Here is a 21,105-nt window from a genome sequence, read left to right as displayed (position 1 = left end):
CCGGTCACGCACCGTTCCGGGCCGGGTACCGGGGCGGCGTGGGCTGCGACTGACGCCCCGCCCCGCGGGACGGCGGTCGGTGTCCCGGACCGCCGTCCCGCATCCGGTCAGTCCGCCGTCTCCGGTTTGTGCCCGATGACCAGTTCCCACGTACCGGGGAGCACCTCGACCTTCTCGAAACCGGTCTCCGCCAGCAGCCCGGTGTAGAACTCCACGTCCCGCAGCCGACTGACGCAGGTGTCCACACCGATCAGGAAATAGGACCAGAAGAACTGCATCGCGAGCCGGTCCGGGGTGCGGAACTCCTCGCAGATCAGCAGCATCCCGCCCGGCGGCAGGGCCTGGTACGCCTTCTCCACCAGCCGCCGGGCGACGTCGGTCGGCCAGTCGTGCAGCACCCGGACGAAGGAGAGCACGTCGTAGCCGGTGGGCAGCGGCTCGGCGAGGAAGTCGCCGCCGACGAAGCCGAGCCGCTCCCGGTTGCCGGAGCGGTTGCGGGTCTCGTCGACCAGGGGCTCCACCGCCGGCAGGTTGTAGACGTCGACCGTCAGGTCCGGGGTGTCGGCGAGGACCTGGACGGCCAGCGTGCCGTCGCCGCCGCCGATGTCGAGGAACCGGCGCCGCCCCGGCCAGAGCTGGTGGGCGTGCCGGTGGAAGGTCTCGACGACCGGGCCGAGTCCGACGGCCATGCTCCGCTCGAAGGCTGCGGTCTGCTCGTCCGTCTTGGGCGGCCAGGCGAAGTCGTCGTCGGTCAGGCTCAGTTCGCCCCGCAGGCTCTCCGCCAGCCGGCCGTGCAGCAGCCGCCAGGGGTACCGGTCCCGGTCGCGTTCCTGCGCATTTGGGCCGACGACCGCCACCACGGCGGCCTTCAGTCCCGGGACGGCCCGGTAGTTTGCCGTGGTGATGTCGTCGCCCGGCTCGTCGCGGACCAGGAACCCCAGACTCTCCAGGCAGTCCAGGAACTTGTACAGCCGCAGCGGGCGCACCCCGAACCGGGTGGCGAGGTCACCGAGGTTGGCCGGGCCCGGTTCCAGTGCGTCGAGCAGCCCCAGTTCGAGGGCGGTCTCCAGCACGTCCATCGCCTTGGACCCGTTCACCAGCAGGCTCATCAGTGCCCGTGGGGACAGTGCAATGCTCATCCGCGAAACCCCTGCAACTCTTCCTCCAGTGCGTCCATGAACTCGTCGATCTCATCCAGGGTGTTGTAGACATGGGGGCCGATCCGCAGGTAGCCCCGCCAGCTGCAGATCATGTTCCGGGCGGCCAGTCGGCGCTTGACCGCCTCGCCGTCCGGCACGTCCAGCCCCACGACACCGCCCCGGCGCTCCGGTTCGACCTGGCTGACCACCCGGATACCGGCGGCGTCGGCCCGGGCCAGGATCCGTTCCGTGCAGGCCAGGGAGTGCGCCCGGATCGTGCTGATGCCGATGCCGGCCAGCAGGTCCAGGCCGACCTGGGAGACGAGCGCGGTGAGCGGGAACGGCGTGCCGCCGGCGAACCGCTGGGCGCCGTCGGCCCACCCGGTGGAGGGCTGGAAGGTCAGGGCCCGGTCGCCGGCCTGCCAGCCGGTCGCCGCCGGTTCCAGCCGGGGTAGCAGGTCGGGACGGGCGTACAGGAAGGCCGTCCCGATGCCGCACATCCACTTGTGCGCGCCACCGAGGACGAAGTCGACGTCGAGCGCGGTGACGTCGAACGGTACGACCCCGATGCTCTGGTAGGCGTCGACGACCACCAGGGCCCCCACGTCGTGGGCCCGCTTCACCAGCCGGGGCAGGTCGATGGTGGCGCCGGAGGAGAAGCTGGCGTGCGGTACGCACACCAGCAGCGTGCGCTCGTCGATCCGCTCCGCCAGGGCGTCCTCGTCGAACCGGGGGCCGCCGGCGCCGACCACGTCGACCCGGGCGCCGTACCGGCGGAAGGCGTTCCAGATGAACGGGACGGTCGGGAACTCCAGGTGGGTCGTCACCACCCGGTTGCGGGGAGCCCGGTAGTCGAAACAGGAGGCGATCCGGGTCAACAGGGTGCTCAGGTTGGCGTCGGTGACGACACTGCCGGGCGGGGCGCCGATGAACGCGGCGAGGCTGGCGACGTACCTGTCCAGGCCGTCGTGCCAGCCCATCCAGACGTCGTCCCGCCAGGTGCACAGGGTTTCCCAGTAGCGGGTCAGCACGTCCTGCGCGCCCTGCGGCACCGCGCCGGTGGAGTTGCTGTTCAGGTAGACGCCGGTGCGCAGCACCGGGAACTGGGCGCGTAGCTGGTCGTTCACGCCGGGTCCGGAACGACAATGGGTTCACTCACGGGTACGGCCTCCGTTCGGTGTGACGATCGGGTGGTGAAGACCGGGATGGACCGGACCTCGGCGAGGTAGGGCGTGCCCTCGGTGTACCCGGTGCCGGGCCGGGTGCCGAGCATCCGGACCGCCAGCCGGTAGTGCGTCTGGCGCCACTGGAGGACGGCCGCTGCGAACTCGGCCATCCGCTGGTCCAGCAGGCGCCGCTCCGGCCCGGTCAGCCCGCCGTCCCGGACCGCTGTGCGGTACGCCTGCTCCACCGACGGCTGGCCGACCAGCAGCCGGTCGCGCAGCTCGGGCACCGACCGGTAGGCGGCGGAGTCCAGCCGGGGCTCCTCCGGCGGGCGGCACAGCGACTCCATCAGCTTGTAGGAACGGGACTGGATGGCACTGGCCCCCTCGGTGTAGACCCGGAACGTCCGGAACGATTCGGGTTGCATCGTGGCCAGCAGCGAGAACAGGGGAGCGGCGAGGTTGAGCTGGTCCCGGGCGTACCCGAGCCGCTCGACGGCCGGCTCGACGAGCCGCTCGTCGAGTGCGGTGATGGTCGCCCGCAGTTCCCCGGCGAGCAGCGCGAACGTGCACTCGTACGCCTGGAGTACCCGGATGAACAGGTACTCGTCGTGCACCAGGTAGACCGGGAGCATGGTCAGCTCCAGGAGTTGCGCCCGTCGGTCGTCGACGGTTGCCGCGTGTAGTGCGCCCGCCGCTGCCGCCGACTCCCGGTCACCGGCCAGGTCGGACAGGCCCAGTCGGGCCAGTGCCGGCGCTGCCGCCCGGATCCCGAGCCGGTACCGCTTGGCGACCAGGGCCGGCTCCGGTCGTTGCTCGGGGAGCAGGTCGGTGGTGCCGGCCTCGGCGGCCGACTCGAAGGCAAGGGCGTCGGCGACCAGCGCGAGGAACAGCCGGTCCCGGTCGCGGCGGGCGGCGGTTGGATCGGTGGTGGCCCCGACGGTCGGAACGTCGTCCACGTGTTCCGCCCCCGGCATCCGGAACAGGTTCAACGCCAGGTAGCTGCGGTAGTCGTACCGGCCGTCCCACTTGTCCAACGCGACATCGAGAAAGTCCCGTAAGAGCTGGGTCTGGGGATGCTCGCTGCCGGTGACCGGCCCGGCCGGCGGTGCCGCGTGGACGTCCCGAATCTGGTCGAGCAGGGCGAGGAGTTCCTTGTCGACGAAGTGCTTGCCGGTCCGGCGGAATTCCGCCACCACCGCGGAGTACGGAAAACTGCCGGGATCGGCTCCACCGGACAGCCAGTTCGTCAGCTCGCGCACGAACCGTACCTCAGCAATCTTAAATTTTGATAGACACGGACGGTGAACTTCTGGCCCTTTCGGAGCCCGGTGGCGGTGTCAGGACATGCCGGAGTGAGAAGGGTCACCGCTCTTGGGGAGGTTGGTGCGCACCTCCCAGAGTTCCGGGAAGAACCGGTGGTCGATCAGCTTGGCGAGCATGGTGGCCGGAGATCCGGGGGTACCGAGTGGGCCGTGACTGCCGATCCGAATGGCGATCTTGTAGTGGCGTACCCGCCACAGGGAGATCCGCTCGTCCCACTCCACCATTGCCTCGGCCAGCCGGTACACCGGGTCGGCTGGGTCGGCGCAGTAGAGCTTCAGCAGGTCGATGCCGCGCTCGGCGAGGAGCCGCGTGAACGCTTGGCCGAGCTTGCGGCTCGCCGCCTGGGCCTGCTTCCAGCCCGGTGACTCGGCTCCCGATCCGTTGCCGAGGGCGGGTTGCAGCGCCTGGAAGTCGGCCGGGGTCAGGTAACGGAACATCTCCAACTGCTCGGTGACCAGCCGGATCCCCAGGGCCGCCCGGTTGAGCAGCAGTTCCGCCTGCCCCAGTTGGCCGTCGTCGATACGTACCGTCGCCTCGGTCAACTCGGCCACCGCAAGTTTGAGCCACAACTCGGTGGACTGGTGCACCACCTGGAAGAGCAGTTCGTCGCGGTGGATCATCTCGTCCGGACGTCGTTGCAGGTCGAGCAACGTGTCGGTACGCATGTAGCGGGCGTAGTCCGTGTCACCTTCGCCGGGCAGCACGGGTGAGTAGTCTCGCTTCACGAAGTATTCCCTTTCCGCCGGTGTCGGTGCGATCCGACCCCGCTACGGGCCCATGAATAGTTGCGCCGCTCATTATCCATAAACCATCGACAATCTATTGGCCGCCCCCCGATCTTGCCCGCTGCGTAAGGAAGGGCCCCTTCTTATCGCTTTTAGCATAAGAAGGGGCCCTTATTAACGGGTTTGACTAGCTCAGTCGCGCCCCCGCGTGGATGGCCACCGCGTCGTGCGCGGGGATGTCCGCGCGGAACCAGCCGCCGGAGTCCACGGTGATCACCGGGCCGGAGCAGGTGCCGGAGCTGAAGTTGCCGTGGATGACATCGCAGTACCGGCCGGCCGGCAGTCCGGTGTAGTACGAGCGACCGGTGATCGCGAAGTCCTCGTCGTTGATCGTGATGAAGCCCCTGCCGGTACGGCTGAACGCGATGTGCTGGTAGCCGTTGTCGTACCAGTTGGACAGCCCGGCGCCCTCGGTGGCGTTGCGGAAGCCCACCATGTTCGCGATCACCTGCCAGCGGTGCTCACACTCCCAGCCGGAGAAGCAGGTGGTGTTGAGGGTCTTGTTGGAGCCGTCCGAGGGCGGGCCCTGGTCCCGGTTGGAGAAGGTGTAGCTGGACATCACGGTGGGCGAGCCGTACGGGTAGGCCAGCATGAAGGCGTTCGCCAGGGCGTAGCTGCCGTGGTCGCGGTAGGTCAGCACCCCGCCCACGTCGCGCTGGGTGTCGTGGTTGTCCACGAAGGTGGCGGCCACGCTGCTCGGCAGGTGACCCCAGCCCTCACCGAAGTTCTTCAGGTAGGCGAGCCGCTCCGAGCGGAACACCCGGGCCAGGTCCTTGCCGTAACGGAACTCGTGCACGTCACCGTTGCCGGTGTACTCGCCGGGCCCGATCGGCTCGCCCGCGCCGTAGATGACCTCCTGGACGATGTACGCCGACCGGGACAGCTTGCTCTTGATCGCGGCGATGTCGGCGGCCGGCATGTGCTTGCTCGCGTCCAGCCGGAAGCCGTCGACGCCGAGGGAGAGCAGGTCGTTCAGGTAGCCGGCGATCCGGGTACGGACGTAGTCCGACTCGGTCTTCAGGTCGGCGAGGTTGACCAGCTCGCAGTTCTGCACCTCCCAGCGGTCGCTGTAGTTGGTGATCTCGTGGCCGGCGTTGCGACCGCAGTAGTGGAAGTCCTGCGAGCCGTAGGTGCCCGGGTAGTTGTAGTGGCCGTAGGTCGAGCCGGCCCATCCGGTACCGCCGTTGTCCTGACCGGACATGTGGTTGATGACGGCGTCCACGATGACCTTGACGCCCGCCGTGTGGCAGTCGTTCACCATGGCCTGGAACTGCGCCCGGGTGCCCTTGCGCGACTCGATCCGGTAGCTGACCGGCTGGTAGGCCAGCCACCACTGGTTGCCCTGGACGTGCTCCTGCGGTGGCGACACCTGCACGTACCCGTAGCCCTGCGGGCCAAGGAAGTTCTTGCATTCGGTTGCGACCGAGGGCCAGTTCCACTCGAACAGGTTCGCGATCACCTTCTTGCTCCCGCTGGGAGCCGCCGTGGCCGGGGGAGTGGCCACACTGATGGGAGCAAGCAGCGCGGCAGCCAGGCCTGCGGCGAAGGCCGCGGACAGCAGTCGACGTCTACGCATCGAAACTCCTGACAGTTGGGGGACGGTGGTGATGGACACGGTGGGGGAACGCTCCGGCTACCTACTGCAAGGTAACTGAAATTTTGCGCAAAGGTTACAAGGGCATTTCAGTGAGTGTCAATGCATGGATGCGTCTCACTGCCTGCCGGCGCTGACCTGGTCGGACGCCGGCCACCACGGACGCCGGACAGGACAGGCGCCGGACAGGACAGGTGCCGGACAGCATGGGCGCCGGAAAGCACGGGCGCCGGAAAGGACGGACGGCGGCGGGCTCGGAGGAGCCCACCGCCGTCCGGGTGGTACAGGTCGATCTCCACCCGCCGTGGCGTTCAGCCGCCCGGCGCGGATGGTCGGTCCAGGTGCTACTTCTTCGCGGGGACCAGCCGGTCGGTACCCACCCGGTCGCGGAGCACCTCGGGTACCAGCACCGAACCGTCCGGCTGCTGGCACTGCTCCAGGATGGCCGGGAAGAGCCGGCTGGTCGCCAGCGCCGAACCGTTGAGCGTGTGCACGAACCGGGTCTGCTTCCCGCCCGGCTCCCGGTACCGGATGCTGGCCCGGCGGGCCTGGTAGTCACCGGCCCAGGAGACCGAGGAGACCTCCTTGTACTTGCCGGTGCTCGGCATCCACACCTCGATGTCCAGCGTCTTGCGCATCGAGGCGCTGGCGTCACCGGCCGCGAGCAGGCTCCGCCGGTAGTGCAGCCCCAACCCCTCGACCAGCCGCTCCGCGTGCACCAGCATCTCCTCCAGCGCCGCCTCCGCCTGCTCGGGCAGGACGAACTGGAAGATCTCCACCTTGTTGAACTGGTGGCCCCGCACCGTGCCCCGCTCGTCGGAGTGCGAACCGGCGCTCTCCCGGCGGTAGCAGGGGGTGTAGGCGAACGCCCGCAACGGCAGCGACGCGGTGTCCAGGATCTCGTCCTGGTACGCCCCGAGGATCGCGGTCTCCGACGTCGGCAGCAGGAACTGCCCGCGCGGCGCGCTGTCCCGGTCGAGGTGGTAGACGTCGTCGTAGAACTTTGGGAACTGCCCGGCGGCGAATCCGGCGGAGTCCAGCAGCAGGTGCGGCGGCAGCAGGAACTCGTAACCCGCCGCGACGTGCTGGTCGATGAACCAGTTGACCAGCGCCCACTCCAGCCGGGCACCGAGCCCGGTGTACATCCAGAAGCCTGAGCCGCCGAGCTTCACCCCACGGTCGAAGTCGACCAGGCGCAACGACCTGGCCAGCTCGACGTGGTCGCGTACCTGCTCGATCGCCGGCGGCTCGCCGAACACCTTGACGACCCGGTTGTTCTCCTTGCCACCCGGCACGACGTCGTCGCTCGGCAGGTTGGGCAGCTCGCTCATCACCGTGCGCAGGCGTTCCTGCACCTCACCGAGCTGGGCCTCCAGCTCCGCGAGCTGCTTACGCTCCGCCTCCGGGTCGGGGCCCTGCTCCGGGGCCGTCCCGGCGCGCTTGGCCGCCGCGTACGCCCGGGCCTCGGCCTTGCGCCGCTGCCGCTCGGCGTCGATCTCGCCGATCAGGCTCCGCCGCTGCCGGTCGAGCTCCTCGATCTCGTCGAGAGCCCGGGTCACCTCGCCCGGGTCGAGCCGCTTGGCGAGCGCGGACGCCACCGCGTCGCGGTCCTTCCGGATCAACTCCATGTCGAGCATGCTGCTCCGTACGCCCTCCGTTGCGGACTCAAGCTGGGACCAGCAGATGCTACCGTCGCCGCAGTCTCGGCCGGGCGGCGCGGGGCCGAACCGCCGGTCCGACTCCGGGCGGGCGCGGGGCCGAACCGCCGGCCGGACCGCCGGACGGAGCCCGGCGGCCGACCGGTCGGACGACCCCCGGTCAGCTCAGCCGGATCGGCATCAGGACGGAGAAGGTGCGCTCGTCGTCGGGCAGCCGTACCGCCAGCGGGGTGATCGGGCTGTCCAGCTCCAGCACCAGTTGCCCCCGCCCGGCCGCGTCCAGCGCGTCGACCAGGTAACCGGCGTTCACCCCGACCCGGACGATGTCGCCGTCCGCCGGGTCGTCGGCGCCGACGACCCGCAACCGGCCGGTGGGGGTCACGCCGAGCACGGTCACCTCGGCCCGTACCCCGTCCTCCTCGCGCACCAGGGTCGGTGCGCTGCCGTCGGTCAGTGAGGCGCGCAGGGCGGGTACGTCGACCGTCACCCGGGTGGGTGCCCCCGTGCCCGGTCGCCGCAGCAGCCGCTGGTGGTCGGGGAAGTCGTACGGCAGGGGCGTCGCGTCGACGGACCGGCCGGCCACGGTCGCCGAAATCGCCCCGGGTGCCACGGCCAGCGACACCTCCCACGCCGTGACGTCGGTCAGCAGGTCACGGAGCCGGTCGGCGAAGTCGACCGGGGCGAGTACCCGGGCGGTCGGCCCGTCGACCGTGGCGGCGGCCCCGGCCACCGCCATCCGGTACCGGTCGGTGGCGACGAGCCGGACCCCGGCCGGTTCCACCTCGATCAGCACCCCGGCCAGGACCGGCAGGTCGGGGTCGGTGCCGACCGCGAAGCGGACCGCGTCCAGCGCCCCGGCCAGGTCGGTCCGGGACAGGGTGAGACGGGTGACGGACATGCGCTGCTCCTCGGGGTCGAGTGAATCGATCAGGGCGTGGAGTCGGGCGAACTCCCGGCGGGCGTCGGCGAGCCCGTCCTCCAACCGGCGCAGGTGACCGGTGAGCAGCCGACGGACGGCAGCCGGCTCGGACCGGTGGCGTACCGCCGCGCCGATCTCGGCCAGCGGCATCCCCACCCGGCGCAGCCCGGCCACCAGCCGGGCGGCCGGCACCTGGTGGTCGGCGTACCACCGGTAGCCGGTGACCGGGTCCACCACGGCGGGCACCAGCACCCCGGCCCGGTCGTAGAAGCGCAGCGCGCTCACGCTCAGCCCACTGGCCCGGGCCATCTCACCGATGCTGTGCAGATCGTTCTCCACGCCGACGATCCTGTGGCCTCGACCAGGTAGAGGGTCAAGCCGGAGGCCCGACTGATCCCGCACGGCCCGTCCGGGTCAGGGTTTCGGCGGCCAGTACACCCCGGTCACCGCGTACCCAGGGCGGCCGGGGCCCGCCGGACCGACGTAGAAGGCCACCTCCCGGTCGGGCGCGCAGAGCCGGCCGTGGAACGTGTTGACCAGGGCCGCCCGTAGCCGGTCGTCGGGTAGGCCGACCACCCGCCGTTGCAGGGCGGTGAACTCCCAGTCGACGATGTCGTGCCGGTGGCCGGGACAGGTCCGTCCGGCGCACCGCCACCGGTACGCGCCCCGGAACCGGGGCCGGGGGTGGCCACCGGTCGGCCCGGGGATACCGCCGGAGGCGGGCGTGATCAGCAGTTCCGCCACATCCCGGACCCGGACCAGCGCGGGTGCGGGCTGGCGGTCGGGCCGGTCGAGGCGGCACATCGACTCCTCGACGTGCCCGTCCAGCCAGGCCCGGCGCAGTGCCCACTGCTTCAGGTGGTGTTCCCGCCGAACCGTGCCCGGCACCGGCCACCGGGCCTCGGTCGACTCCGCCCCGGCCCTGGTCGGTCCCGCCCCGGCCCTGGTCACGTCGACGGTGACCAGGTCGTACGGGTCGAAGCCGCACTCCGGCCGGAAAGCGTCCAGGCCGGACAGCACCAGCCACCACCAGGGCGGGACGCCGGGCAGGACAGAGAGCCCGGTGACATAGCCGGCCTCGCCGGCCGGACCCGGTCGGGCCAGCACGGCCCGGGTGGTGACGAGCAGACGCAGACGGGTGGTCCCGGCGGGCGGTGGCCCGGGGTCGGAACCGGGCTGAGCGAAGCCGGACAACCTCATCGGTGCGACACCTTTCACCCGACGGGGATGCCCAGAGTAGTCGATCAACTACTTTACGTCCATGGTGTCCGGTTGACGCTCAGTCCAGCACGCGGAAGGTGATCCCGGCCCGGGTCAGCCGGTCCACCAGCGTCCCGCCCATCGCCACCGCCGGGGTGACCTGCCCCGACGTGGCCGGCAGATCGTCCAGGGCCAGGCACATGGCCGACTCGGCCAGCATCTTGGCCGTCTCGTCGTACCCCGGATCCCCGCCGGACACCTCGGTCACCACCCGGCGCCCGGCGGCGGTGCCGACGAAACGCACCCGGAACCAGGACGCCGCCCGCTGCTCGGCCGACGGCCCCTGCCCAAAGGAGAGCCGGCCGAACAACCACCGGCGGGTTGGCGGGATCCGGACCAGAGCGGTCAACCCGGCCAGCCCGGCCGCGCCGGCGAGTACCGTCGGCAACCGCTTGACCGCCAGGAAGTGCCGGTAGCAGAAGTCCGGGCCGTACCCCGGAAGCGCGGCGGCCGAGCGGCGCACGATCTGCGGATCGATGGTGGGCAGCGGGACCACCCAGCGGCCCAGGTCGCTGCGGCGGGACAACCGGCCGGGCACCGCCCGGACCCGGCGGTCCGCCGGTCGGGGTTCGGCGACCCGCCGGGACCTGGCCGCCGCTGCCGTCTGCCGGGCCCGGGCCAGCGCGGTCAACGCCGAGTGGTACGTCCCGGCGGAGAACCGCCCCCCGGCCCGGACGAACCCGTCCACGCTGATCGGCCCGTCAGCCGGCAGGTGCCGGACCGTGTACCAGACTCCCAGGTCGTGCGGAATCGAGTCGAACCCGCAGGCGTGCACCAGCCGGGCGCCGCTGGCCGCCGCCGTGGCATGGTGCCGCAGGTACATCAGGTCGACGAACTCCGGCTCACCGGTGATGTCGAGATAGTCCGTACCAGCCCGGGCACAGGCCGCGACCAGTGGCTCGCCGTAGGAGATGAACGGACCCACCGTGGTCGCCACCACCCGGGCGCTCTCCGCGACCCGGCGCACCGAGTCGGCGTCGGTCGTGTCCGCGTGCAGCAACGGCAGTTCCGCGCAGGCCGGATTGATCGCGGTGAGCCGGTCCCGCAGGGCGGCCAGCTTGTCCGCGTTACGCCCGGCCAGCGCCCAGCGCAGCGACCCCGGGGCGTGCCGGGCCAGGTACTCCGCGGTCAACGCGCCGGTGAACCCGGTCGCGCCGAACAGGACGACGTCGTACGAACGCGCTCCGGCCATCTGACGAGTCTCCCACCCCAGCCCGGGTTCAGCCCGGCGCGTGCGGGTCGAGTACCACCCGGACGCAGTCGTCGGTCCGCTCCCGGAACATCCGGTACCCCTGCGACGCCTCCGCCAACGGCAGCCGGTGGGTCGCCAGGTACTCGGTACGGATCTCGTCCCGGGCCATCCGCTCCAGCAGCATCGGGATGTACCGCTGCCCGTGCTGCTGGGCGGCGCGGACCGTCAGCCCCTTGTTCATCATCGCCCCCAGCGGGAACCGGTCCACGAAACCGACGAACAGCCCGAGGATGAACACGCTGCCCCCCTTCCGGCAGGCGTGGATCGCCTCCCGGACCGCCATCGGCCGTTCCGTGGAGATCCGTAGCTGCTGCTTGAGCTGGTCGTAGAGGAACTGCGGGCCGGAGTGCTGGGCCTGCGCGCCGACCGCCTCGATGCAGACGTCCGGCCCCCGGCCCCCGGTCGCCTCCCGCAGCTCCCCCTGCACGTCGGTGTGCTCGATGTTCACCGTCTCCACACCCAGGTGCTGTTCGGCCAGCGCCAGCCGGTACTCGTGCCGGTCGATCACGATCACCCGTTCGGCGCCGAGCAGCATCGCCGACCGGGCCGCGAGCTGGCCGACCGCACCGGCCCCCCAGACCGCCACCACGTCACCCGGCCGGACGTCGCCCAGCTCCGCACCCATCCAGCCGCTGGGCGCTGCGTCCGAGGCGAAGAGCGCCCGGTCGTCGCTCACCCCCTCCGGCACGGTGAACGCCCCCTGGTCGGCGAAGGGCACCCGGGCGTACTCGGCGTGGCTGCCCGGGAAGCCGCCCATCGCGTGCGAGTAGCCGTAGCAGCCGGCCGGGGCCGAACCCCAGGCCCGCTCGGTCAGTTCCGCGTCGGCGGTGCCGTTGTCACAGCAGGAGTACAGCCCCTGCCGGCAGTACCAGCAGCGACCGCAGGAGATCACCGAACAGACCACCACCCGATCACCGACCCGGTGCCGGCGTACCTCCGGACCGACCTCGACCACCTCGCCGAGGAACTCGTGCCCGAGTACGTCACCGGCCTGCATGAACGGGACGTGCCCGGCGAGCAGGTGCAGGTCCGAGCCGCAGGTGACGCTCTGCCGTACCCGGACGATCATGTCCTGGCCGTCGTGCAGCCCGGGATCCGGTACGTCCTCCACCGCCACCCGGTCCACCCCGGCCCAGCAGACCGCCCTCACCGCCACCTCCGGTCGTCGTCACCCGCCGCAGCGGACCCGCCCCCGGTCCGGCCCGGTGCACCCGACGGGTGCCAGGTCGGCGGGGTACGTCCGGGATCGAGAACCTGTCCGGTCTCGGCGAGCTGCTTCGTCGCGCGCAGCGCGGCGCGTACCACCAGGCGGGGGTCGTCCCCGGTCAGGTGCGCGGCCAGCCCCGGCAGCCCGATGTCGCTGCCCCGGGGCCGGGCGGCCAGTTCGGTACCCTTCCCGCCCGGTGCCGGTCGCAGCCGTACCTGCACCGCGTGCCTGAGGCGGGCCAGCGGCTCCGGTAACTCACCCGCGGGCAGCAGGTCGGTGCGGGAGCGGTTGACCGTGACCACCTCCCAGCGGGTGGCCGGGTCTCCGCCGGCCGGGTCCGGCGTCGTCGGCCAGCCGTCCCGGTCCCGTCGACCCAGGGCCCGGCCGAGTGCCACCCCGCCTGCGGACACCGCCAGCGCCATCGCGCCGCGCCTCACCCAGCTCACCTGACCACCACCCCCCGCAGCCGCCTTCCGTGCCCCGATGGTGGGCCGGCGGGGGGTGAACCCGGCTCGCCCGCAAGGGGTGAACCGGCATCCACCGGGTATGCGCGGTGCGGCGTGCGAGGGTGTGCGCCCGTCCCGTGGCACGGTGGCGGGCCGGCGCGGATGGGGAGGCCGGATGCCGGAGAACCTGAGCTGTCCGGACGGCGCCGGAGCACCGGGGCCGGTACCGCTGCTGGCCGCGAAGCTCGCCGCCGCCCCGCTACCCGAACCGGTGCTCGTCCGGCCCCGGCTGCTCGCCCGGCTCGACAGCGCGGTGGCCGGCCCGGTCACCCTGGTCCGCGCGCCCGCCGGCTGGGGCAAGACCACCCTGCTCGCCTCCTGGTTCCGGGGCGGGCCGGCGCAGCGGAGCGCGACCTGGCTGTCGGTCGGGCCGGCCGACGGGGTCGGACGGCTCTGGCCCTACCTGTACGCCGCACTCGCCACGGCTGTTCCCGGTGAGCCGGCCGGCGCCCCGGCACCCGGCTCCGGCGTACCCGGTGCCCTGGCACCCGCCACCGGCCCGCCCGACCAGGACACCGTCGAGCGGCTCGCCGCCGCCCTGGCCGGCCGGGCGGAACCGGTCGTCCTGATCTGCGACGACCTGCACCTGGCCGCCGACCCGGCCGCGCTGACGGCCGTGGAGTTCCTGCTGCGGCACGCCGACGACCGGCTGCGGCTGGTCGTCGGGGCCCGCACCGACCCGCCACTGGCCCTGCACCGGTTCCGGGTCAGCGGGGAGCTGACCGAGATCCGCGCCGCCGACCTCGCCTTCACCGACGACGAGGTGGCGGACCTGCTCTCCGCGCACGGGGCGGTGGTACCCCCGGCGGCCGTGGCCGTGCTGCGGGAACGGACCGAGGGCTGGCCGGTTGGACTGCGGCTGGCCGCACTCGCCCTGCGAGGCCACCCCGACCCGGCCAGCTTCGTCGCGCGGTTCTCCGGCGAGCACCCGGAGGTCACGGACTACCTGACTGCGGAGGTGCTGGCCGGGCTTCCCGACGGCCTGCGCGGCGTACTGGACTGCGTGGCCGTCACCGAGCCGGTCACCGGTGACCTGGTCACCGCGCTCACCGGTCGGGACGGCGCGGACCAGCTCCTCGCCGAACTGGAACAGCGGATCGGCTTCCTGACCGCCGCCGGTGACCGGCCACCGGCGTACCGCTGCCACCGGCTCCTCGCCGACGTGCTCCGCGCCGCACTGGCGAACCGCCCGGACGACCGGGTACGGGACCTGCACCGGCGGGCCGCCGACTGGTACGCCGGAGTGAACCAGCCCCGGGACGCCCTGCGGTACACCCTCGCCGCCGCCCGCTGGGCGGACGCCGCCCGGCTGCTGCTCGACCACTGGCCCGCGCTGCTGCCGTACGACCGGGACGAGCCGGACCGGCCGCCGGTGGCCGCACCGCCGGAGGAACAGATCCGGGACCACCCGGCGGTCGCGCTGGCCTACGCCGTCGACCGGTTGGGGCTGGCCGGGGAGCCGACGGTCGACGGGTACCTGTGCGTCGCCGACGAGGCGGCCGGGGCACTGCCGGAGCCGGACCGAACCCGGCTGCGCTGCGCGGCGGCCGGGTTGGCGCTGATCCGCGCCCAGGCCGGTGCCGATCCGCAGCGGGCCCGCGGTGCCGCCGACCGGCTGCTCCAACTGGCCCCGCCGGACGTGGCGGCGCCACCGGGACCGGCGGTACGGGCCGTAGCACGGACCGCGCTCGGGTTGACCGAACTGGGCGCCGGTCAGCTCGCAGCCGCCACCGACGCGCTCGCCGCCGGGCTGGTCGAGGCCGGACCGGCCGGGCTGCCCCGGGTCGCGGTGGTCGCGGCGAGCCGGCTCGCCCTGATCGCCGCCCTCCGGGGCGAGTTGCGGGCCGCCGAGACCCTCGCGGCAGGTGTGCTCACCGGGCCACCGTGCCAGGGTCGACCGGCCGGGCCGGACTGCGGGTACGCGTACCTGGCCCTCGCCCTGGTCGCCACGCACCGGGACCGGCCGGTGGAGGCCGAGACCCAGCTCGCTCTGGCCGAGCGGTCGACGACCGACGGGTCCGGACCCGACCGGGCTGTCTTCACCGTGTGCGCGGCCCGGTGCCACAGCCAACTGCTGGCCGACCGGGGTGATCCGGTCCGGGCCTACCAGGTGCTCGCCGCCGCCCGGGACCGGCTCGGCGACCCGGCGGACGGCCCGGGGAACTGGTTGCTGGCCGCCGAGGCGGAACTGCGGGCCGGCCAGGGTGACCTGGACCGGGCCCGGGAACTGCTCGCCTCCCGGGCGGCCGGGTCGACCCTGGTGGCGGTGGTGCTGGCCCGGGTGGAACTCTGTGCCGGTAACCCCGATGCGGCGGGGCGGGTGCTCCCCGACTGGGACGGGCCCACGGCCGGCCGGTTACCGGTGGCGGTACGCGCCGAAGCCGGCCTGCTCGACGCGTTGCTCGCGCAGCAGTCCGGGGACCCCCGACGGGCCGCCCGCCTCCTGGAACGGGCGCTGGACCTGGCCGAGCCGGACGGGCTGCGGCGCTTCCTGGTGCGCGGCGTACCCCCGGTGCGGGACCTGCTCGTCGCCCACCTCGACACCGGCACCGCCCACTGGCCGACGCTGACCGAACTGCTGGACCACGGTGACCGGCCGCAGGCCACCGGTACCGGTGCAGCCGCCGCCGGACCCGTCCGGCTCGGCGGTGGCACCGCCGGTGGCCCGGCGCCGCTCGGTGAACCGCTGACCGAGCGGGAGCTGACCATCCTGCGCTACCTGCAGAGCGTCCTGTCCAACGTGGAGATCGCCAGCGAGCTGTCGGTCTCGGTGAACACCGTCAAGACGCACGTGCGCAACATCTACCGGAAACTGGACGCCACCCGGCGCCGGGACGCGGTCCGCCGGGCCCGCGAACTCCATTTGCTGTAAGGAAGGGCCCCCGCTTAACGCTTTCGGTAGGTAAAGGGCCCCTTCCTAACAGCTGTGCACAGGTGGACATCGGCGGACATGCGGTACCCGATCAGCCGTCGGCCGGTACCCGATCAGGCGTTGGCCGCCCCGTCCACCGCGGCCAGCAGGTCCGGCAACCCGTACGGGCCGTCGTAGCGCACCCCGTTGACGAAGAACACCGGCACCGCGTCCACTCCGCTGCGGATGCCACTGACGATGTCCCGGCGTACCCGGTCGGCGTGCTCGTGCCGCTCGACCTCCGGATCGACCTCCTCGACTTGGAGCCCGACCTGCTGCGCGGCGAGTGACAGGTGTACCGGGTCGAGCTGGTCCTGGTGCTCGAAGAGCCAGTCGTGCAGCTCCCAGAACCGGCCCCGGACCGCTGCCGCCTCGGCCACCTCCGCGGCGGCGTCGGCGTACGGGTGCACCTCGGCGAGCGGGAAGTGCCGGTACACCAGCCGGGCCAGGTCGGCCCGCTGGCGCAGCAGTTCCCGCAGGTTCCGGTACACCGCGCCACTGTGCGGGCACTGGAAGTCGGCGTACTCGACCACGGTCACGGCCGCGTCGGCGGCGCCCCGGACATGGTCGGAGGCGTCGACCGGTACCCGCAGCCGGCTGACCGTGATCTGCAACGGTGTGGTCATCGCGGCCTCACAGCCGGACGGTGATGTGGTTGTGCACCTCGGCGACACCGGGTGCCGACCAGGCGACCCGTTCCGCCTCGTCCCGTTCCAGCCAGGACCGCACCAGCCCGTCGAGGATAACCGTGTCGCCCCGTACCTCCACCGAGATCCGCTCCGCGTCGGTCTCCACGCTGCGGACCAGGGCACGGGTGATCCGGTCGGTCAGGTCGCTCCGGGTCGGCCGGCCCGTGGGGCGGACCACGATCCCGTTGCTCAGCCCGCGTACCCCGGTGAGCCGGCGTACCGAGCGTTCCGCCGCCCGGCGCTGGTACTCCCATTCGACCTCGCCCCGCAGCGTCACCCAACCACCGGAGACGGTGACGTCGAGCCCGTCGAGGGGTACGAACGCGTCCCACTCCAGGGCCCGGGTGGCGGCGGTGGCGATCTCCGCGTCGGTTCGCTGTGCCGAGGTGGCCAGCCGGACCTGGATGTCGTTGGCTACCGCCCGGACCCGGTCCACCCGGTGCGCGGCCCGCTCGGCGGCCCACTTCTTGGCGTAGCTGTCCACCCAGCCGGTGAGGGTCACCACGCCCTCGGAGACCGTCACACCGATCTCGTTCGGCTGTACCCGTGGCTCCCAGTTCAGTTCGTCGAGCACGTCGGACTGGATGTCCTGGTCGGTGCGGGTGATCGTTGCCGTGGCCATGGTGGGTCCCTCCCGCGACTAGGTTCCGTCGCTGCCAGGCTCACCACGGTCCGGGTGACCGGACCTCACCCGCCGGGGGTGAAAGGTCAAGGCCCCGGCGGGCGCGCCACCGCCGTCGACGGGCCGTCTCGGACCACCGGCAATATAGTTTGCGGTCCATCCTAATCCGGCGGGGCGGTCTATTGACACCCTTCTCCGGGGTGTGTGAATGTCTGGTTCCGGGTGCGGGAGCCAGCGCGCCGGGTGGGGGAGTCAGGGCAGCTTCCCCGGGAGCCAGGGCAGCTCCGGCAGTCACCGTGCGCTCGTCAGGTGACGCGGCTGACGCCGTCCGCCTGACGTCACCCGTACCCGAGAGGAACCGCTGATGCGGAGAAGTCTCGCTGGCACCCTCGCGACCGTGCTCGCCGCCGCGGCGACGGTCGTGGCGGCCCAGCTGACCCTCAGCCCGACCACGCACGCGGCAGCCGCCGCACCCGAGTCGTACTCCTGGAAGAACGTCCGGATCGACGGTGGCGGCTTCGTGCCGGGCATCGTCTTCAACCCCACCGAGAAGAACCTGATCTACGCCCGTACCGACATCGGTGGGCTGTACCGCTGGGAACAGGCCAACCAGTCCTGGACGCCGTTGCTGGACTGGGTCGGTTCGGACAGGTGGGGTTACAACGGCGTGGTGAGCGTCGCCACCGACCCGGTGCAGACCAACCGGGTCTACGCGGCGGCCGGCATGTACACCAACAGCTGGGACCCGAACAACGGGGCCATCATCCGCTCCGCGGACAAGGGCGCCACCTGGCAGGTCACCGAGCTGCCGTTCAAGAACGGTGGCAACATGCCCGGCCGGGGCATGGGCGAGCGGCTGGCCGTCGACCCCAACAAGAACAGCATCGTCTACTACGGCGCCGAGGGCGGCAACGGCCTGTGGCGCAGCACCGACCACGGGGCCACCTGGGCCAGGGTGGCGAACTTCCCGAACGCCGGCAACTACGTCGCCGACCCCAACGACTCCAGCGGGTACCAGAGCCAGAACCAGGGTCTGACCTGGGTGAGCTTCGACAAGAGCACCGGTACGGCCGGCACCGCCACGCAGACCATCTCCGTCGGGGTGGCGGACAAGGAGAACCCGGTCTACCGGACCACCAACGGTGGCACCACCTGGGAGCGGATCGCCGGTCAGCCCACCGGCTACCTCGCGCACAAGGGCGTGGTGGACCCGGTCGGCGGCTTCCTCTACATCGCCACCAGCGACACCGGCGGCCCGTACGACGGCGCCAAGGGGGACGTCTGGAAGTTCAACCGGGCCACCGGTGCCTGGACCCAGATCTCGCCGATCCCGTCCAGCAGCACCGACGCGTACTTCGGCTACAGCGGGCTGACCATCGACCGGCAGAACCCGAACACGCTGATGGTGGCCACCCAGATCTCCTCGTGGCCGGACGCGCAGTTCTTCCGCAGCACCGACGGGGGCGCCACCTGGACCCGGATCTGGGACTGGACCAGCTACCCCAACCGCAGCTTCCGCTACACGATGGACATCTCCTCGGCGCCGTGGCTGACCTTCGGCACCAGCAACCCGAACCCGCCGGAGGTCTCCCCGAAACTGGGTTGGATGAACGAGTCGGTGGAGATCGACCCGCACGACTCGAACCGGATGATGTACGGCACCGGCGCGACCATCTACGGCACCACCGAGCTGACCAAATGGGGCACCGCCGAGCAGTTCACCATCAAGCCGATGGTCAACGGCCTGGAGGAGACCGCCGTCCTCGACCTGATCAGCCCGCCGTCCGGCGCGCCGCTGATCAGCGGGCTCGGCGACATCGGCGGCTTCCGGCACACCAGCCTGGCCGCCGTACCGGCGATGATGTTCACCCAGCCGACCTTCACCAGCACCACCAGCCTGGACTACGCCGAGTCGAACCCGTCGGTGATGGTCCGGGCGGGCAACTTCACCGACGCGGACCGGCCGAACGACAGCCACGTCGCCTTCTCCACCGACGGGGGCGCGAACTGGTTCCAGGGCAGCGAGCCGTCCGGCATCAACAGCGGCGGTACGGTCGCCGCCGCAGCCGACGGCAGCCGGTTCGTCTGGGCGCCGGGCGACTCCGGCCAGCAGGTCGTCCACTCGGTCGGCTTCGGCAACTCGTGGACCGCGTCGACCGGCATCCCGGCGAACGCCACCATCGAGTCCGACCGGGTGAACCCGAACACGTTCTACGGCTTCAGCGGCGGCAAGCTCTACGTCAGCACCAATGGCGGGGCCAGCTTCACCGCCTCGGCCGCCACCGGCCTGCCCACCACCGGCAACGTCCGGTTCAAGGCGATGCCGGGCCGGCAGGGGGAGCTGTGGCTGGCCGGAACCGGTGGACTCTGGCACTTTACCGACTCCGGGGCCACCTTCACCAAGCTCGGCAACGTGACCACGTCCGGCAACATCGGCTTCGGCAAGGCCGCCCCCGGGCAGACGTACCCGGCGCTGTACCTGTTCGGCACCGTCGACGGCACGCACGGCGTCCACCGGTCGGACAACGCCGGTGGGTCCTGGATGCGGATCAACGACGGCCAGCACCAGTACGGCAACGCGGGCGACGCGCTGACCGGTGACCCCCGGGTCTACGGCCGGGTCTACCTGGGCACCAACGGCCGGGGCATCCTGGTCGCCGACCGGCTAGGCGGGCCCACGCCCACCCCGACCGTACCGACCCCGGGCCCGACCACGCCGTCACCGATCCCGACCGAACCGACCCCGGGCCCGACCACCCCGTCACCGGGCCCGACCACGCCACGGCCGGCCGGCGGGTGCACGGCGACGTACCAGGTCACCAACTCCTGGGCCGGCGGCTTCCAGGGCGAGGTGACCGTGCGTAACAGCCACGGCTCGTCGATCGCGGGCTGGTCGGTGACCTGGGCGTTCGCCAACGGCCAGCAGATCGCCCAACTCTGGAGCGGGACCTACACCCAGACCGGAGCGACGGTGACGGTACGCGACGCCGGCTGGAACGGGCCGCTCGCCCCGAACGCCACCACCACCTTCGGGTTCCTCGCCAACTGGACCGGGACGAACGCCGTCCCGGCGATCCTGACCTGCACGACGAGATGACCGTGCGGGACCCGGTGGCCGGCCACGGTCGCCGGGTCCCCCGTGCCTGATCAGGACGGGTACCGTCGGTGCGCCGTCTGCTGACCGGCCGGGGCGCCGGCCAGCCGGCCGCCACGGTGGCCGGCCTGCGGGATGGCCCGTCCGGTCATTCGGACCGGTGGCCCGCCGTCACCGCTCCGACGGACCGGCGTGGTCGACGTCCAGCGAAACCGGGGCGTCCGGCCGGTCGACGTCCACGAACTCGATGTCGTCGACCCGGCGTAGTTCCGGGTCACGGCTGGCCGCCGCTCGCGCGGCCGAGCCGGCGGCCCAGCCGATCGCGGCGCCCAGCACCCCGGCGCCGATGATCCACGCCCAGGGCAGCGCCGGCCGCCGCCCGGCGAGGGCGTCGAACGCCCGGCTGGCCCGGCGCCATGCCTCGTCGGCGGCGGCACCGACCCGGTCGCCGGCCTCGTCGGCCAGGTGGGAGGTGCCCCGTCCGGTCGACCGCGCGGTGTCGCGAAGGCTGTCCCCGGCGGAGTGCACCGCCGAGGCCAGCTGCTGCCAGGCCTGGTCGGTGATGCGCTCGGTCTTGGTCCGGCGGTCCAGCAGGTTGCTCCCGAACATGGCGGTACCTCCTCGGATGCCGACAGCAGCGGCCACTTCGGACAGGGGGCTGTTCGGCGCGGATGTGGTTACGTCCTCCGAGGTGCCCGCGCGGGTTCTGCCGCAAACCCGCGATCACCCAGGGGAGTCGGCCGCGAGCGGGTCAGGTCCTCAGTTGACCACGACGACCGCCACACCACGGGCGAAGTCGTCGTCATCGTTGTCGTCGTCGTCATCCCCGCCACCACCGAACCCACAGGCCAGCACGAGCGCGAGCAACGCACCCACGCCCGCCAACCCCAGCAGTCTCCGCAGCATGAACAGCCTCCCGGGTGAGTGGGTATCCCTTGCCGTCGATGCTAGTCGCCGTACCGGCCGGGCGCTGACGTCGG

At 72.0% G+C, this 21,105-nt stretch carries 17 protein-coding genes; 2 read left to right on the top strand and 15 right to left on the bottom strand.

Annotated elements, in window-relative coordinates; genetic code table 11:
* Positions 1-107 precede the first annotated feature (107 nt).
* From V6U90_RS01495 to V6U90_RS01445, 11 genes are all read right to left on the bottom strand, one after another.
* On the bottom strand, positions 108-1,139 hold the full coding sequence (locus V6U90_RS01495; RefSeq protein ID WP_334430697.1) for a methyltransferase: 1,032 nt from the start codon (positions 1,137-1,139) through the stop codon (positions 108-110).
* Complete coding sequence (locus V6U90_RS01490) at positions 1,136-2,266, bottom strand: aminotransferase class V-fold PLP-dependent enzyme (protein ID WP_334430696.1); 1,131 nt, start codon at positions 2,264-2,266, stop codon at positions 1,136-1,138. The genes V6U90_RS01495 and V6U90_RS01490 overlap by 4 nt, the downstream gene beginning before the upstream one ends.
* Positions 2,263-3,564 carry a tryptophan 2,3-dioxygenase family protein gene (locus V6U90_RS01485; protein WP_334430695.1) on the bottom strand — a complete coding sequence of 434 codons (1,302 nt, stop codon included), beginning with the start codon at positions 3,562-3,564 and terminating at the stop codon, positions 2,263-2,265. The genes V6U90_RS01490 and V6U90_RS01485 overlap by 4 nt, the downstream gene beginning before the upstream one ends.
* Before the next feature lie 78 nt (positions 3,565-3,642).
* Complete coding sequence (locus V6U90_RS01480) at positions 3,643-4,353, bottom strand: tryptophan 2,3-dioxygenase family protein (protein WP_334430694.1); 711 nt, start codon at positions 4,351-4,353, stop codon at positions 3,643-3,645.
* Between the two features lie 187 nt (positions 4,354-4,540).
* Entirely contained in the window at positions 4,541-5,989 is a 1,449-nt protein-coding gene (locus tag V6U90_RS01475; RefSeq protein WP_334430693.1) for an alpha-amylase, read from the bottom strand.
* A gap of 362 nt (positions 5,990-6,351) precedes the next feature.
* Positions 6,352-7,644: a serine--tRNA ligase gene (serS, locus tag V6U90_RS01470; RefSeq protein WP_334430692.1), complete on the bottom strand. Its 1,293-nt coding sequence runs from the start codon at positions 7,642-7,644 to the stop codon at positions 6,352-6,354.
* A gap of 181 nt (positions 7,645-7,825) precedes the next feature.
* Entirely contained in the window at positions 7,826-8,911 is a 1,086-nt protein-coding gene (locus V6U90_RS01465; protein ID WP_334430865.1) for a DNA polymerase III subunit beta family protein, read from the bottom strand.
* Between the two features lie 87 nt (positions 8,912-8,998).
* Positions 8,999-9,784 (bottom strand): hypothetical protein, encoded by a 786-nt coding sequence (locus tag V6U90_RS01460; protein WP_334430691.1) that lies wholly within the window; start codon positions 9,782-9,784, stop codon positions 8,999-9,001.
* A gap of 79 nt (positions 9,785-9,863) precedes the next feature.
* On the bottom strand, positions 9,864-11,036 hold the full coding sequence (locus V6U90_RS01455) for a saccharopine dehydrogenase family protein (protein ID WP_334430690.1): 1,173 nt from the start codon (positions 11,034-11,036) through the stop codon (positions 9,864-9,866).
* A gap of 28 nt (positions 11,037-11,064) precedes the next feature.
* A complete protein-coding gene (locus V6U90_RS01450; protein ID WP_334430689.1) occupies positions 11,065-12,246 on the bottom strand; it encodes a zinc-dependent alcohol dehydrogenase in 1,182 nt (393 codons plus the stop codon).
* Positions 12,243-12,725, bottom strand: a complete 483-nt coding sequence (locus V6U90_RS01445) for a hypothetical protein (RefSeq protein ID WP_442933506.1) — start codon at positions 12,723-12,725, stop codon at positions 12,243-12,245. The genes V6U90_RS01450 and V6U90_RS01445 overlap by 4 nt, the downstream gene beginning before the upstream one ends.
* A 199-nt stretch (positions 12,726-12,924) precedes the next feature.
* Between V6U90_RS01445 and V6U90_RS01440 the strand changes: the two genes are divergently transcribed.
* On the top strand, positions 12,925-15,681 hold the full coding sequence (locus tag V6U90_RS01440) for a LuxR C-terminal-related transcriptional regulator (RefSeq protein ID WP_334430687.1): 2,757 nt from the start codon (positions 12,925-12,927) through the stop codon (positions 15,679-15,681).
* 113 nt (positions 15,682-15,794) lie between these two features.
* On the opposite strand, the gene V6U90_RS01435 is transcribed toward V6U90_RS01440, so the two are convergent.
* Positions 15,795-16,346 carry a DsbA family protein gene (locus V6U90_RS01435; RefSeq protein WP_334430686.1) on the bottom strand — a complete coding sequence of 184 codons (552 nt, stop codon included), beginning with the start codon at positions 16,344-16,346 and terminating at the stop codon, positions 15,795-15,797.
* Positions 16,347-16,353: 7 nt separating this feature from the next.
* A complete protein-coding gene (locus V6U90_RS01430; RefSeq protein WP_334430685.1) occupies positions 16,354-17,031 on the bottom strand; it encodes a BON domain-containing protein in 678 nt (225 codons plus the stop codon).
* A 364-nt stretch (positions 17,032-17,395) separates the two neighbouring features.
* On the opposite strand from V6U90_RS01430, the gene V6U90_RS01425 reads away from it, so the two are divergent.
* The gene (locus tag V6U90_RS01425) at positions 17,396-20,128 is read left to right on the top strand and encodes a cellulose binding domain-containing protein (protein ID WP_334430684.1); all 2,733 of its coding nucleotides are present in this window, start codon (positions 17,396-17,398) and stop codon (positions 20,126-20,128) included.
* Between the two features lie 168 nt (positions 20,129-20,296).
* On the opposite strand, the gene V6U90_RS01420 is transcribed toward V6U90_RS01425, so the two are convergent.
* Together V6U90_RS01420 and V6U90_RS01415 are read right to left on the bottom strand one after the other, a co-directional pair.
* On the bottom strand, positions 20,297-20,734 hold the full coding sequence (locus V6U90_RS01420) for a hypothetical protein (RefSeq protein WP_334430683.1): 438 nt from the start codon (positions 20,732-20,734) through the stop codon (positions 20,297-20,299).
* 150 nt (positions 20,735-20,884) lie between these two features.
* Complete coding sequence (locus V6U90_RS01415) at positions 20,885-21,031, bottom strand: hypothetical protein (protein WP_334430682.1); 147 nt, start codon at positions 21,029-21,031, stop codon at positions 20,885-20,887.
* Positions 21,032-21,105: the final 74 nt, after the last annotated feature.

The sequence above is a fragment of the Micromonospora sp. CPCC 206060 genome (genome assembly GCF_036906895.1).
Taxonomy (GTDB): Bacteria; Actinomycetota; Actinomycetes; order Mycobacteriales; family Micromonosporaceae; genus Micromonospora.
Note: the sequence above shows the minus strand (reverse complement) of the source record. Positions and strands in the feature narration are given on the sequence as shown.